Here is a 14,044-nt window from a genome sequence, read left to right as displayed (position 1 = left end):
TGCGTGCGGGCGCGACGCCTTGGTATCTGGAGCCATGAAACAGCGCCATCCCCTCGCGTTTGCGCTGCTTGGATTGGCCATTGGCTGCACGGTCTTGGCTGGCGAGATCTCGCAACCGGCCGCGCATGCACAGCCCGCGCCAGCGCCAGCGCCGACGCAAGTCACCGCTCCCAGCGTCGGCCGCATTGATACGTCGCAGCCACCCGCCGCCGCGTCAGGCTTTTGGACCTCGCGCGCGCCCGCCAAAGGCGGCGCCTATCGCTATCCGCTGCTCATCCTCGGCGGCATCGTCGTCCTCGCCACCGGCGGCCTGCTCATCATCGGCTTGCGCCGCGTCGGTCGCTCGCGCGACGCGTAGAGTTTTGGCTCAAAGGCTGATCCATCTAGGGGGCGTCCCTAGTTTTTGAGTGCAGGCCGGGCGTGAATTACCCTGGCGCGCATTGGTGATCTAGTGCTGTGTCTCAAAAGTTTTGAGCTACCATGCGCCGGAATGGCGTCCGAGGCCAAGGCGCGAGGAGGGCGTTTGGTGGTTCCAAACAACCGACGAGCAACGCCGGCATTCGGGCGTCAGACCAAGCAGGGTGGCTCAAAACTTTTGAGACAGAGCACTAGGGTTTGGGCCGCGGATGCGGACCGGCAGGTGAGCGCACATGTCTTCCTGCTCGCAGATAGCACCCCTCCGGGGCGAAGCGAGACGGCTGTGGTATCCACATCCCTCGGTGCCACGAACACCGCCGTGCAATCTATGCTCGCGGAAGAAACGTGCGCCACCTGCCGGTAGGTTGCCCACGCAGGCGATGCTTGGCCTAGGTTTGGCCTGCCGATTCGTGCGCGCGTCCGGCAATCGAACGACTAATTCGTCACGGGCAAATCACGCCAAGGCTGCCCGCAAAAATTAGGGACACCCCCTAGTGAACCTTCACGGCGCAATAACAGGACCGATGAAAGCTTCTGTTTTATTTGAGCATATCCAATGATTCAGGGACGAGATTTTTAAAAATCCTAACTTCTCGTACCGGACAATCAACATACCCCCAATAATCCCAATTTTCGATCAACCATTGAGTCTTGAGGCCAGTAACGTAATCATCAGGAATTGATTCTTTAGGAAACACGCAAAATCTAAGTCCAGCTTTGTAGCCCGAAGAGACAACTAGCTGGAAAGAATTGGAACCAACCGTTTCGCAAACCAAGAAGTCTACAATTTCTTCGTAAGGAGGAAGACCGCGACACCTTAGTATTGCTCCTCTTTCAATAATTGCTTCTTTATAATCGAATAGCTTAATAGACTTCATCATCCGCACTTAAGTTAATGGGTTCCAACTATTAAGGGGATTTTGAAAATCCCGAGAATATAATCCCGCACAAGTTCATCGTGGGCCAGCATCTTCTTCATTTGATGGCACACTAAATATTAGCTTGGTTTCCATTTCCATTCTCTGATTCGTATCGTGGCAGATCGGGGACTACGGTCGCGCCGGCGGCCGCGGGGCACGCGGCGTGGTGGGCCGGGCTTTTTGGATCGCCGTTTTCACGCGCGCCAGGCACTGCTCGCGCGATTCGTTGCGAGTCGCAAATACCAGCGGCGTGGTCAGCGCGGCCTCGTACTCGTTCGGCGTGATCCAGGTTTTCTGCAGCATGCGCTCGAGCGCAAGCCCGATGCCATCCTCCATCCACTTGCGCAGGGTGCCCTCGCAAAGCTGGCGGTAGCGCGCCTTGGGCGAGGGCAAGAGCTTGGCGAGAAACACCGCCTCCTTAAGCGTAAGCTCGGCGACGGGCTTGGCGAAATACTCTCGCGCGGCGGCCGTGACGCCGTAGATGGCCGGCCCGTACTCGACGACATTGAAATAAATCTCGAGCATGCGCTCTTTGGTCAGCACTTGCTCGATGTGCCAGGTGAGGAAGAGCTCTTGGAATTTTCGCGACAGCGTTTTCTCGCGATACAGCAAAACATTTTTCACCAGCTGCATCGTCATCGGCGACGCGCCGAGGCGGAAATAGCCAACCTTGAGATTTGCCGCGAGCGCCTTTTCGAACTCGGACGGCAAGAAGCCATGGTGCTTAAAGAACCGCGGATCCTCGGTCGTCATCGCGGCATACACGACATGCGGCGGCAAGGCTGCATACGGCACGAAATCCGGGTTTGATGGCCCCACGACAAAGGACATCCACTCATTTTGCTCGATCTCGACGTGATGCGTGAACTCCCCCCTCAGCCGCTCGCCCACCGCCTGCGGCGCCTTTAGCACCTTGCAGCGGTTCATCCCGATGTCCGCGCGCAGCGCCAGCGCGTCTAGGTTGTTCCAATCGATCGCAAGGTCAACCTCGGCCGCGAAATCGCCTTGCAGCTTGAACTCGCGGAGAAAGGGCGCAATGGCCGAGGGGATGGCTTCCAAGACTTGCTGGCACGGCGTTGACGGCACCGAGGCCTGCGCCGTCAACATCGCCAACGGCTGCGGCGTGCCGTCCGCCGCGACGCGAGACGCGTGCGCGAACAGCACGTTGCCGCGAAGCACAAGTGGCACCTCGCGCGTGACAAAGCGCGCCTCGCGCAGCACCAATTCTCGGGTGGGCCAGTCGAGCCAGCCGCCAAATTCAGAGGCTAGATCGATGCCAACTAGCGGCTCAGACGCGAGCATCGGATGGCTAAGCGACAGGCCCGAGACGTGCGACTGGCCTTCGTAGGTAATTCGCTTGTCGCGCAACGAAAGCTTCAGCGACGCATCGATGAGGGTCTTGTCGATGTCCGGAAACATGTTGGCGGGCAACACCGCGGCAAGGCGTCCCAAGGAAAATTCGCTGGCGGCGATGGTGACCTCGCCCTGCCAAGCGTTTAGGTCAAGCGCGCCTGCCGCCGTCCACAGCGGCAGCTTGGCGCCGCCGTAACTGCCGGCCAACGCCAAGGTGAGCGTGGCGCGCCTGGCTGAGCCAAGCGTCCCGGAGAGGTTCGTCAACGCAAAGCCAGGCCACAGCTCGATCGCGCCGTCGCCAATTTTCACGTCGACCGTCTCATCGCGAGCTACCTCAAAATTCACATCGGCAAGGCTAAGACGAGGGCCGCGCGCGGCGTGCGCTGCAAGCGTGGCGAAGCGGCCGCTGCCGGTCTTGGTCCGAGGCGCGACGTTTAGCGCGAGGCCCGAGATATCGAGCACCCAGCCCTGGCGTCGATCAGAGACGCGGACGGTGGCACCCTGCACTAGGAGCGCCCGGGGCAGCCGCGTCGAGCTACCCGCTGACGCAGTCGGCGAGGCCCCCGGGGCAGCGCGAAATCTTTGCATGATCGGATCCAGGTTGCTCGAGCCGTCCGGCCGCACTTCAATGGTAATCGCGGGCGCGTGAACGACGACTTGCACCACATCGATGTTGCCAAGCAGCGCGGCGCCGAGTGCATAGCGCACGGTGACGCGTGGCACCATCACGACGTCGCCCACCGCCACCCCGCGCAACTCGACGCTGCCCCAGCCGGCGTCAACTTCTGCGGCGGTAACGTCAAGCCCAAGCTTGCTGGCAACCCGCGGCAACACCTGCCGCCTGACCGCGCGCTCCATCGCGTTGGGCACCGCAACCAACGCAGCAACCAGCAAGGACGCCACGACGGCAGCTACGACCCAGCGCAACCACCCCGTCCTGCGCTTCATGGTGGGCGCAGTCTGGCGCTACCTCGAGGCAAAGTCAACGAACTCGCCGCGCGCCCGCGCCTTATCGCGAGCTAGCGGCAGCCGCCAATGGCGAGCAAGAGCCCTTCGTCGGTGCCAACCGAGCGGCCAATCACGACGTAGTCACCGGCGTCGATGCTGTACTTGGTATCGACCACGCGCTTACCGGTCTCGTCATCGACCGCAACCGAAAAGCTATAACGAGTCTTGCCGGTGACCTGCACCTCGCGCAGGACAATGTTAGCGGTGGAGCGCTTGAGCTTAAACGTCTTGGACTGCATGAGCTCAAACGCACCACTAACCTTGGTCAACATCGCAAAGACATTCCACGACGACAACGGCGGGCGCTTGAGCTTGCTGGCGAGCGGCGCCAGGCTGGGATCGATGCTTGGCGTATCGGCCCGGCTCGCCGCAATTTCATACAGCGTGCACGTCGGCGCCTCGGCACGCGCCGAGGTGGCAAAGGCCAGCCCTCCAATAAACATCATAGCTGTTGCCAGCCGACGTACGCTTCCTGCCGTCTTCATAGCGACTCTCCTACATCATTGGGGGTAATCCAGATCACGGCCGTGCTGCCATCTGCATCTTCGACGGTGATGACGGTACCCGATCCACTCGTAACGTCTAGGGACTCAATGGTTGGCGACTGATGATACAGCGCCGGCGTGACGCCCACAGGTGCGCCACCCTTCGTGGTGCCATCAACGCCCACCACGGGCACCACAACGCGCGCGGCCTCGGGTGCCTGCGCCGCCCTGTCACCAACCACGGCCAAGGTGACGATGCTCGCCAAAGCAGCCGCCCCGACGCCGGTTGCCACATAGCGCCAAATGCCTTGGGTCCGCGAAGGCGCGCGCTGCGCGGGCAACGTGGCCGGGTGCGGGACGCCAGCAACCTCCCCCGCATACGCGCTTGGCGTCGCCGCGATGTCCCGCGCGATAGCAGTCCATACGTTGGCGAGCGTGGCGTCGTGGTCATCGGCGATGGCCTGATAATGACCTCGCACGACGGTCCCAAGCTCTTGGACGACTTGCTCAACCTTCGCCCCGCGCGGGCTTGCCGCCGCCGGATCTCCATTCGCGCCCTCGCCATCGGCGTGCGATGGCCGCGCATCCTCGCCGTCCACCCACCGCATCCAGGCGGCGTCGGAAGGCGCGGGGTTCTTTTCAGGCGACTTGTGCTTCACGGCTCCTCCGTCTGACGTTGCGAGGTGGGTATAAATTCTGCGCTCGCTTCGGACGTTGAAAAATCCTTCAAATCTAGCAGCTTAGCCTGCATATTCTTGCGCGCATGAAACAAGCGCGACATGACGGTGCCTTTGGAGCAGGCCATCACGTCGGCAATCTCCTCATAAGAGAGGCCGTCAATTTCGCGCAGGACCAGGGCCGTGCGATGCGCCTCCGACAGCTCGGCCAGCGCCAGGGCAATGCGCCGCGACAGCTCGCCGTCGAGCAGCGCCTTGCGCGGATCAAAGCCAAGGGGCTGGTTGCTAAACGCCAGCGCCTCAAGCGCGATCGCGCCCTCCGAGCCGCCCTGCTCGGCGAAATCGTCGAGCTTGACGCGCTTGACGCGGCGCTTGTGATCGATCGCGAGATTGATGACGATGCGATAGAACCAGGTGTAGAAGCTCGACGAGCCGGCAAACGAGGCCAGGTTTTTATAGGCGCGTACGAAGGCGTCTTGCACCACATCGCTGGCGTCTTCGGGGTTGCCGACGACGCCCAACGCCAGGATGAACGCGCGCTGGCGGTAGCGGTCAAAGAGGTCGCGAAAGGCCTCCGCATCGCCTGCCAAGACCCGCGCCACGCACTGCGCGTCACGGGCGGCCTCCGCGCGTGATACGGCCTCCCGCATCCCTTGATCAACGCGCCTCTGCACGCTCGCCACTATACAGCAGCGAGCCGAACATGTGCTATGTCTTGAGCGCATCTCATAACCTCTCCCGCCGCGAGCGAGGTCAGCTTGGTAGCTGGCGGCGTTGCTCAATCGGCCCATACAACCAGTATGAGCCTCTTTCGCGCCTTGCCAGCTAACCAACCTGCCTATCGCTCGCTCGGTCCGAGGTTATGAGCTACGCTCTACCGCAGGCGATGCGACAAAGTTCATGCCGAGGCCAAGCGCTGCTCGCCGCAGCGAGGAGGGCCGGTGCTTGACGTGCACGAGGGCCTTAGCGTCCACATCGCGGTCATTCGGCGCGACCTCCTGCGCCGCGAAAAGCGTCGCGCGCTGTGGGCGACCATCGGGCTCTCCATCGCGCTGGGCATGCTCATGCCGTGGGCCGTGGGCGAGCTCGGGCTTTCGGTGCGCGCGGCGCAAAAAGCGGTCGCGCTGTTTTTGCTCGGCTATCTCGCGGCGCTGGGCTTTGCGATCTACTGGTATGTGTGGCGACCTCACCGCGCCTACGTTTCCGATCGGGCCGTCGCGTGGTGGCTGTATGGCCGCGATCCTGCGCTTGGCAGCCATGTGCTCGCTGGCGTGGACCTATCCGCCGAGCGCATCGCCGGCGTCGCTTGCGCTGCACGCAAGCGCGCTTGGGATCGCGACGGCTTCGCTGCGCGGCGCAACCCAGCGCGTGAACACCCCGTTGGTTAGCCAGCACCCAGGGCGTGTGCGCACCGCCGCCGTGGGCCTCGCCCTCGCGCTTGGCATCCTTGGCGGCCTGAGGTTTTCAAAGGTTAGGGCCGGCACCGAGATCCTGGCCGCGGCCGATGACGATCCGTTTGTCGATGCGCGTTGGACGCGTGAGCCGCTGCTTGCCAACCTGCAAATCACCATCACGCCCCCGGCTTATACAGGTGCGCCCTCGACGACGCTCGATGATGCCACCGGCGATCTCCAGGTGGTGCAAGGCTCGGTGATTGCGGTATCGGGGACAACGACCCGCGATTTCGCGGAAGTGACCATGCTGTGGCAGGCTGGCACCACGGCGAGCGCCGATGCCGCCTCGACCAAAAGCTTGCGAACCGCGCGAAGGCTGGACATGACCAAGGCGCCTGCGGCCACGCCCGGCCCCATACGCTGGGCGGGCACGTTTACCGCCAACGAAACCGCGAGCTATCGCTTCATGGTGGGCGGCGCTCACGAACATCAAATCGAAACGCGTCCGCGCAGCGTCGCGATTGAGGTCGATCGCGCGCCCGCGGTTCGGTTGTTTGCGCCGAACGCCGCCACCACGGCCAGCACGCGGCAGGTTGTCGAGCTCGCCTTCGTTACCGACGATGACTTTGGCCTCGCTGCCACCGAGTTGGTGTGGGAACACGACGGCAAGGTCGAGCGCCAGCCGCTTGAGCTCGACGTTGGCAGGCGCCACCATGAGGGCACCGTAGCCTGGCATCTAAGCGATCTTGGCATCACCTCCTCGCCGACCACCGTGCGCTACCACATCGAGGTGCAAGACAACAACACGTTAACGGGCCCAGGCGTCGGACGCTCGGCACAGTTCTCGCTGCGGGTCACGGATCCGGTGTCAATGCACGAGCATGGGCTCGATGCGCTGGAGGGCCTCATCGCCGCCATGCTTGACCACCTCGCGGGGGAGTTGCGACACGGCATGGCGTCCGCCAAGGCGGTGCGCGATCGGCTCGCCGCTACCCTGCCGCTTGCGACCAGCGAGGCGCTCTTTGCGACGAGCGCGGTGGAGGCGCTGAGGCGAGCGGCCGCAACGTGGGAGATGCTTGATGGGTCGCGCGATGGCTCGCTGCGCATCGCGAGCATGGAAGCGTCGATCTTGGAACTCGACGATTGGCACGAACGCCTGCGCCGATCCGGCTACGCGTCGATCGTCGCCGACATCCGCGACATGATGCAGCGGCTAGCGAAAGTGCTCGCGCACCTAAGCTCGGCCCGCGACGAACGGGTTCATCGCCAGGCGCTTCGACTTGTCGGCGAAATCGCCCGCGCCAGCTCGCGGCTTGCGCAGCGCACGGCCGAGGCAGAGGCCGAGGCTGCCGCCGCCAACCCGGCCATGTATCTCAATCCGGGGCTCCGCGCGTCGGCACAGCCGGCGGCCGCATGTATCGACGACGTGGGTGGCGCCCTGCGCCGCTACGACGTCAGCGCCGCCAAGGCCGCCTTAGCCGCCTGCGAAGCCGCGTGGTCGCGACACCAGGCAGAGGCCGATCAGGCGTTGGCCGAGTTCCGCGCCGCTCGCTTTGGCGCCGAACAAAAACTCCTGGACGTCTTGGTTGCGGCGCTGACGCATGGAGCTGCGCAGGCTGGGCAGATCAGTATCGCGACGCGCCAGATCGCGACCAGCCAACGCAGCCGCCGTCCTCGCGGCATCATGACGTCTGAGCAACTGGTTACCCTCAAGCGTGAGTTAGCCACCGTGCGCGCCATGCTGGTCGATGTGCCCGCAGCGGGCCTAACCCAAGCCGCCGCCGATGAATTTGAGATCGCGCGCAGGCGCGTGCTCGAGGTTATTGGCTTGCTCGATGGCGCGGACGTTTTTGAGGCGACGCAACGTGCCCAGCTCGCCGCGTTGTCGCTCGATTCAATCCGCGGCGAGCTCGAGGCGGCGATTGCCGAGGAGCCGCTCTCAACCTGGAATGACCTAACTGGCGACGCCCTGGCACGTATAGAGACCGCGCGTGCGCGCATGCGAGCGCTCGCCGATCGTTTGGCGCTCGTGCGCCCCTCGCCCGCAGCGCTCGCGACGTCCGCTGAGCGCAGCCGCTTCGCCGCGCTACGCACGGTCGGCGCCAAGCTGCGGACAGATTTGGCGACCGCCACGGCCGCCATACCGCAGGGAACCGCGCTATCGCCGGCGCTAGTCAGCGAACTCACCGCACGGTTGGCGTCAGCCACGATGGCCAACGGCGAGGCCGACATTGCGCTCATCGCCAACGACGCAATCGGCGCACGCGAGCATAGCGGGGCAGCGCTGCATCATCTTGACGCCGCCCTGGCCGCGCTTACAGCCAATAGTCGCGGTCAGACCAGCGTCGCTCCCATTGCCTTGCCACGCACGCTGCACACGCTCACGCATGATGCGCCAACGAAATTCCGCGAGGAATTGACACGCGCGATGGCGACGCCGGCCGTCAACGGCACGACCGAGCTGGTCAAGCGTTACTACGAGGGCCTAATCAAATGAGCCCGCGCCGCTTCACCAAGCTGGCGCCAATCGCCGCGTGGGCGTTGTTTGCGGCGGGGTCGCCGGTAGCTGCTGCCAGCCCCGGCAGTGAATTTGCCAAGTCCTGCCAAACCACCGCCAGCCCGTCGCGCGCCTTTGCATTTTGTAGCGTGCCCGAGGACGCGCCGCTGATCGCAGTCGCCGGCGAATTTTTAGATGCGATGGAACGCGACATGGCGCGGACGCTTGGCGGCACGGTGGTCGGCGTCACCGTCGAAATCGCGCCCTCGCTCGAGGTGTTCGCCGAGCGCACCGGCGTGCCCGCGGCGCAGCTCACCGCCAGCCAGACCGTCGGCATTGCGCACGGCGACACGATTTTTCTGCTATCGCCGCGCGTCACCGTGGCGGGCTTTCGCTGGCTCGACACCTTGGGCCATGAACTTGCCCATCTTCACCTTGCCCAGCTCGCGGGGGCGCGCGTGCCGGTGTGGCTGCAGGAAGGCCTTGCCCGCTACTATGAAAGCCTATGGCGCGCGCCGCCAGGCGGGCACTTGCGCGCCGCAGAAAAGGTCGCGCTCGCGGACGCGATTGCGCGCGATGACCTGCAGCAAATTGAAACGTTCGCTTCGTTTGCGGCGATCGGCGACGCCGATCAAGCCCAGCTTGCGTATGCCCAGGCATTGTCCTATCTGCAGTTCTTCGCGCATCAAAAAGGAGATGCGGCCGTGAGGCACTTGATCGCGCAGCTTGCGGCCGGCGCCAGCGTGGAGGCCGCCCTCGCCAAGGCCTTCGCCGTAACGCCGGCGTGGCGTCGCGCCTGGAAGGTTCGCGCCGGCGCGGCCACGGCACGCCATCGCGCCCGGCCGCTTTCACCAAGCGCGCAGGCCTTTGCCCGACTTGCCGCCATGTTGCGAGCGCAGGGCCATCTAGAAGCCGCCGCAATTGAGCTGCAAAAGGCCCTCGCCGACGTCGGCCAGCCGGAGCCTACGCTAATGATCGCGCTCGCGCGCACCACCATGGAACTCGGTGATGCGCGGGGCGCCGTGCGGCTCTTGGCCCCCATGCGCGATCATTTTGACGACGATGCCAGCTTAGCCCCAACCCTGGGGCTTGCGGCGTGGCGGGCGGGCGACCTACCCTTGGCTCGGCTCTCGATGGAGACGGCGTTGGGCGTAAACCCGTTTGACCCCAATGTTCGTTGCACCCTTGCCGAGATCTACGCCGCGGCAAAGCATCCCAGCGCGCCGCGAGAACGGACCGCATGCGCCTTTCTGCGGCAAGTCCGGCGCTAGGCGCCCGCGCCCAAGTTTGGTAGCTTGCGCGCCATGACCGCGGTGTCCGATGCAGCCTCACCAGACGACGTCGCGCTGCTTGCCGCGCTCGCCGACGCCGGGCAGCGCATGCGCAGCGAGCTTGGCAAGCGCATCGTCGGCCAACACGACGTCATCGAGCGCTTGCTCATCAGCCTGTTCGCCGGCGGCCACGCGTTAATCGTCGGCGTGCCAGGCCTCGCCAAGACCTCGCTGATCGCCGCGCTTGCCGAATGTCTCAGCATGTCATTTGGGCGCATTCAATTCACGCCCGATCTCATGCCCGCCGACATCACCGGCAGCGATGTGCTGCAACACGATGCCGACGGCACGCGGCGCTTTCAATTCGCCGCTGGCCCCATCTTTGCCAACATCTTGCTCGCCGATGAGATCAATCGCACGCCACCTAAAACGCAAGCGGCGCTGCTGCAGGCCATGCAGGAGGGCAAGGTAACGGTTGGCGGCCACACGCACCCGCTGCCGCAACCGTTTATGGTCTTCGCGACGCAAAACCCCATCGAGCAACAAGGCACCTACCCCTTGCCCGAGGCGCAGCTCGACCGTTTTTTGATGCAGATCAACATCGGCTATCCGTCCGCCGCCGAGGAGGCGCAAATCGCGCAAGGCCACGGCGATGCCGCGGCGCTAACGCCCATCGTCACCCCGGCCGACTTGCTGGCCATGCAGGCCCTCGTGCATCGGCTGCCGACGCCTGAACACGTCGTGCTGCACGCCGTCCAGCTGACGCGCCTGACACGGCCCGATACGGCGACCTCTGAACTCGTGCGCGCCAGCGTCGCGTGGGGCGCAGGCCCTCGCGCGTCGCAAAGCCTGTTGCTCGCCGCCCGCGCGCGCGCCGCGGCCGCCGGGCGCCCCTTCGTCGAAATGGCCGATGTCGATGCGGTCGCGCGACCCGTGCTCGAGCATCGCCTCGTCATGAGCTATCGCGGTCAGGCCGATGGCCATACGCCGGCGGCGATTATTGATCACATCATCGAAAGACTCGCGGCCTCGTAACCGCCGCCATGCCTGCCCTGCTCCCGTCAGCCTCAACCAATTTGCTGCGCCACGTGGCGCCAGACACCTTGACGCGCCTAGCCGACTTGCATGCCCGCTTTGGCACCTCGCTCGCGGCTGGCACGAATGCGCAAATCGGCAGCCATACCTCGGCGCGGCGCGGCCACTCCGTCGAATTCCACGAGCACCGCGACTATACCCACGGCGACGACGTGCGGCATGTCGACTGGCGCGGCTCGGCGCGCCGCGATCGCCTCATCGTTAAGCGCTTTGACCATGAGGGCCAAGTCACGCGGGCGCTGCTCGTAGACGCCAGCGCCTCGATGCACATAGGCGGCGAGGCGCCGTCCAAGCTGCAATTTGCCTGCACCTGCCTTTCGGTTGTGGGCCATGTGCTGGCGCAAGGCGGCGATCCCTTGCGCGTCGCGGCGCTGGCTGAGCGCGCGCTTGGCACCGCGGTGCTGAGCAATCAGCTGCCCTTGCGCGAGGCGCTCGCTGGCCTAGCGGACATCGCGAGCCTTGCCGGCAAGGGCACGCGCGGGCTCGCCGCCGACCTCGAGCACATTGGCACGCAGCTGGCACATCACCCCAGCGAGATTATCATCGCCTCGGATTTTTTTGATCGCAGCGATAGCCTGCGCATGTTGCGCGCGCTGGCGCTGCGCGGCCATGCGGTGACCGTCTTCATGGTGCTTGCGCCCAGCGAGCAAACCTTGCCGTTTCGCGGCATCACCACGTTCGTGTCGCCCGAATCGGGACAGCGCATGATGACCAACCCCGCCGATATTCGGCTGCGCTACGTCGCCGCCATCAAGCAGCACGTGGCGACCTGGCAGGCACAGTGTCACGAGGCTGGGATGCGTTTCGTGCTGGGCACGACGGATATCGAGGCAAGCGCCGCGCAATTGCTCGGCATCGCGCCGACGCCCGGGGAGTGGTCATGGGCTTAGAGTCACCCGGCCTGATTTGGGCGCTCGGCGCGTGCCTGCTGCCGTTGCTCATCCATATTGTCGGGCGGCAGAAGGCGGCGGTCGTGCCGTTTGCGGCCATTGAGTTCTTGCTGACGAGCGATCTGCTAACCGCGCAGCGCTTCGTGCTCAAGGAGACGTGGCTGATGTGGATCAGGACGCTCCTGATCGCGGCGGTTGCCGGGGCGATGGCGCAACCTTATGTCTCGTGCGCCTCTAGCCGCCCGCTGGTTGCGCGCGGCGAGCAGGCCGCGGTGCTCATCATTGACGACTCGGTGGCATCGAGCTATCGCCTCGAAAACGGCGACCTCCTCGCCCGCAGCAAGCGGCAGGCGCGAGAGATCATCGGCGATTTGGGCGTTGACGCGGAGCTCGCGATCATCACGACCAGCGACCCGACCGCACGCCACGAGCTAACGCGCAATCACCTCTTGCTGCAACAACGGCTAGACGCCGTGACCTCGACGTATCGCGGCAGCGACCTACCCGCGGCGCTGCAAACCGCGCAGAGCCTGCTGAGAGCGTCGCGCCATCCGCATAAATCGGTCATCGTGCTCTCACCCTTTGCGGTGCCGGTGGAGACGCCCGCAGAGCAGTCGCTGGTCGTGCTCGACGCAAGACCCGCCGGCGCGCTGCCTAATGTCGCGATCACCTCGCTAGGGCGCGACGCGGCGCTCGCCGACGGCGAACCCGGCGCCGACGCCGCCATGTCCGTTACGGCGACGATCGCCAACTTTGGCGATCGTCCGCTCGTCGGGCGCAGCGTCCGCCTTTATATTAACAATCAAGTCAGCGCGCGCGCCACCATCGAGCTCCCGGCCCGAGGGGTCGTCGAGAAGCGGTTCTCCATTAACCTGCCTCCCGGCGTCGCGAGCGCCGAGATCGAGGCACGCCTCGATGACGACGCGTTCATGGCGGACAATCGCCGCTTCATGTTTGCCCATCGCGATGAAGACGTACGGGCCCTCATCATCAATGGCGCGCCGCATCTCTCGCGCTATCAAGACGAGGCTTTTTTCGTGCAGACCGCGATGCAGGCGGCATTTCGCTCGCAAACTCCTAGCGTCGCGGGCATCGAAGCCCTCGAACCTCGTCGGATAGGCGCCTACGACGTGATCGTCCTCGCCAATGTCGCGGCGCTCGCCCCACCACTGGTCGAGATGCTCCACGCCTGGGTCGCCGGCGGCGGTGGCCTCCTCATTACCACGGGCGACCAAGTCGACGCGCTGGCGTACAATCGCACCATGGCGCCGCTCATGCCCGGCCAGATCGGCGACATCGCCGACGCCGCATGGCACAGCGAACCCGGCGCGGGCACACCGGCGCTGATTCAGCTCGCCGCACTCGACGTGACGCACCCGTCGTTTGCGAAATTTGTCGCGAGCGATCGCGCGCTGCTCCAGACGTCGATCAGGCGCCGCGCCTTACTTGGCTCGCTAACGCCCGGCGCGCGCGTGCTGGCCTCTAGTTCAGACGGGGCGCCGGTGCTGCTTGAACACGCCGTTGGCAAGGGCAAGATCGTGTGCCTGCTCACCACCATCGATCGAGACTGGAGCGATTTCGCCTTGCAACCCGGCTTTGCGCCGTGGGTCGAGGCCATCGCGCGGCATCTCGCGCGCAAGGTCGCGACCTCGTCGGATCGGAGCCTGCGCGTCGGCGAGGCGATCGTGCTGCCCGCCGATGAATCGCTGCGCGTCGCGGCGCCCTCGGGCGCGTTGACCGCGGTGACTTCTGCCTCGAGCACGACGTCGCGGTTCGCAGGCACCGAGGTGCCGGGCGTCTATCACGTAATGCAAGGCGTCCGCGACAAGCCGCAGCCACGTCACGACCTTGGCTTTGCGGTCAACATCGATCCGAGCGCCTCTGATCTTACGCATGCGCCAACGAGCCGCAGCGCGGTGCACGCCGGATCGTTACCGACGCAGGCCACGCATCGGCTCGCGCTAGCGCCTTGGTTGCTCGCCTTGGCCGTGTTGTTGCTCGTGCTGGAAGGCCTGTGGATGTGGCGCTAATAACGAG

The 14,044-nt window shown here is 64.7% G+C and carries 12 protein-coding genes; 7 read left to right on the top strand and 5 right to left on the bottom strand.

The features are described from left to right. The first annotated feature begins 34 nt into the window (after positions 1 to 34). Positions 35 to 358 carry a hypothetical protein gene (locus IPL79_00755; protein ID MBK9069530.1) on the top strand — a complete coding sequence of 108 codons (324 nt, stop codon included), beginning with the start codon at positions 35 to 37 and terminating at the stop codon, positions 356 to 358. Between the two features lie 598 nt (positions 359 to 956). Here IPL79_00755 and IPL79_00750 read toward each other — a convergent pair. The 5 genes from IPL79_00750 to IPL79_00730 form a co-directional block, all read right to left on the bottom strand. Beyond that, positions 957 to 1,298, bottom strand: a complete 342-nt coding sequence (locus IPL79_00750) for a hypothetical protein (GenBank protein MBK9069529.1) — start codon at positions 1,296 to 1,298, stop codon at positions 957 to 959. 168 nt (positions 1,299 to 1,466) lie between these two features. After that, a complete protein-coding gene (locus IPL79_00745) occupies positions 1,467 to 3,638 on the bottom strand; it encodes a transglycosylase domain-containing protein (protein ID MBK9069528.1) in 2,172 nt (723 codons plus the stop codon). A 71-nt stretch (positions 3,639 to 3,709) separates the two neighbouring features. Then, the gene (locus IPL79_00740) at positions 3,710 to 4,183 is read right to left on the bottom strand and encodes a hypothetical protein (GenBank protein ID MBK9069527.1); all 474 of its coding nucleotides are present in this window, start codon (positions 4,181 to 4,183) and stop codon (positions 3,710 to 3,712) included. Further along, positions 4,180 to 4,842 (bottom strand): hypothetical protein, encoded by a 663-nt coding sequence (locus IPL79_00735; GenBank protein MBK9069526.1) that lies wholly within the window; start codon positions 4,840 to 4,842, stop codon positions 4,180 to 4,182. Before IPL79_00735 ends, IPL79_00740 begins: the two co-directional genes overlap by 4 nt. Next, entirely contained in the window at positions 4,839 to 5,510 is a 672-nt protein-coding gene (locus tag IPL79_00730) for a sigma-70 family RNA polymerase sigma factor (GenBank protein ID MBK9069525.1), read from the bottom strand. The genes IPL79_00735 and IPL79_00730 overlap by 4 nt, the downstream gene beginning before the upstream one ends. Positions 5,511 to 5,801: 291 nt before the next feature. Between IPL79_00730 and IPL79_00725 the strand changes: the two genes are divergently transcribed. The 6 genes from IPL79_00725 to IPL79_00700 are packed head-to-tail and all read left to right on the top strand — an operon-like array spanning position 5,802 to position 14,037. Continuing rightward, positions 5,802 to 6,248, top strand: a complete 447-nt coding sequence (locus IPL79_00725) for a hypothetical protein (protein ID MBK9069524.1) — start codon at positions 5,802 to 5,804, stop codon at positions 6,246 to 6,248. Positions 6,249 to 6,264: 16 nt separating this feature from the next. Then, positions 6,265 to 8,751 carry a hypothetical protein gene (locus tag IPL79_00720; protein MBK9069523.1) on the top strand — a complete coding sequence of 829 codons (2,487 nt, stop codon included), beginning with the start codon at positions 6,265 to 6,267 and terminating at the stop codon, positions 8,749 to 8,751. Beyond that, positions 8,748 to 10,022 (top strand): hypothetical protein, encoded by a 1,275-nt coding sequence (locus tag IPL79_00715; GenBank protein MBK9069522.1) that lies wholly within the window; start codon positions 8,748 to 8,750, stop codon positions 10,020 to 10,022. Before IPL79_00720 ends, IPL79_00715 begins: the two co-directional genes overlap by 4 nt. A 33-nt stretch (positions 10,023 to 10,055) precedes the next feature. Continuing rightward, positions 10,056 to 11,057, top strand: a complete 1,002-nt coding sequence (locus IPL79_00710) for a MoxR family ATPase (GenBank protein MBK9069521.1) — start codon at positions 10,056 to 10,058, stop codon at positions 11,055 to 11,057. 8 nt (positions 11,058 to 11,065) lie between these two features. Further along, positions 11,066 to 12,007, top strand: a complete 942-nt coding sequence (locus tag IPL79_00705; GenBank protein ID MBK9069520.1) for a DUF58 domain-containing protein — start codon at positions 11,066 to 11,068, stop codon at positions 12,005 to 12,007. After that, complete coding sequence (locus IPL79_00700; GenBank protein MBK9069519.1) at positions 11,998 to 14,037, top strand: BatA domain-containing protein; 2,040 nt, start codon at positions 11,998 to 12,000, stop codon at positions 14,035 to 14,037. Before IPL79_00705 ends, IPL79_00700 begins: the two co-directional genes overlap by 10 nt. Positions 14,038 to 14,044: the final 7 nt, after the last annotated feature.

This window comes from Myxococcales bacterium (genome assembly GCA_016716835.1).
Taxonomy (GTDB): domain Bacteria; phylum Myxococcota_A; class Polyangia; order Haliangiales; family Haliangiaceae; genus JADJUW01.
The sequence above is the reverse complement of the archived record's forward strand: the minus strand, read 5'-3'. Positions and strand labels throughout refer to the sequence as shown.

Coding starts and splice junctions, on each gene's coding strand:
- IPL79_00705 (MBK9069520.1), top strand. CDS start 11,066: ATGCCTGCCCTGCTCCCGTCAGCCTCAACCAATTTGCTGCGCCACGTG.
- IPL79_00715 (MBK9069522.1), top strand. CDS start 8,748: ATGAGCCCGCGCCGCTTCACCAAGCTGGCGCCAATCGCCGCGTGGGCG.
- IPL79_00700 (MBK9069519.1), top strand. CDS start 11,998: ATGGGCTTAGAGTCACCCGGCCTGATTTGGGCGCTCGGCGCGTGCCTG.
- IPL79_00710 (MBK9069521.1), top strand. CDS start 10,056: ATGACCGCGGTGTCCGATGCAGCCTCACCAGACGACGTCGCGCTGCTT.
- IPL79_00755 (MBK9069530.1), top strand. CDS start 35: ATGAAACAGCGCCATCCCCTCGCGTTTGCGCTGCTTGGATTGGCCATT.
- IPL79_00730 (MBK9069525.1), bottom strand. CDS start 5,510: ATGCGGGAGGCCGTATCACGCGCGGAGGCCGCCCGTGACGCGCAGTGC.
- IPL79_00740 (MBK9069527.1), bottom strand. CDS start 4,183: ATGAAGACGGCAGGAAGCGTACGTCGGCTGGCAACAGCTATGATGTTT.
- IPL79_00745 (MBK9069528.1), bottom strand. CDS start 3,638: ATGAAGCGCAGGACGGGGTGGTTGCGCTGGGTCGTAGCTGCCGTCGTG.
- IPL79_00750 (MBK9069529.1), bottom strand. CDS start 1,298: ATGATGAAGTCTATTAAGCTATTCGATTATAAAGAAGCAATTATTGAA.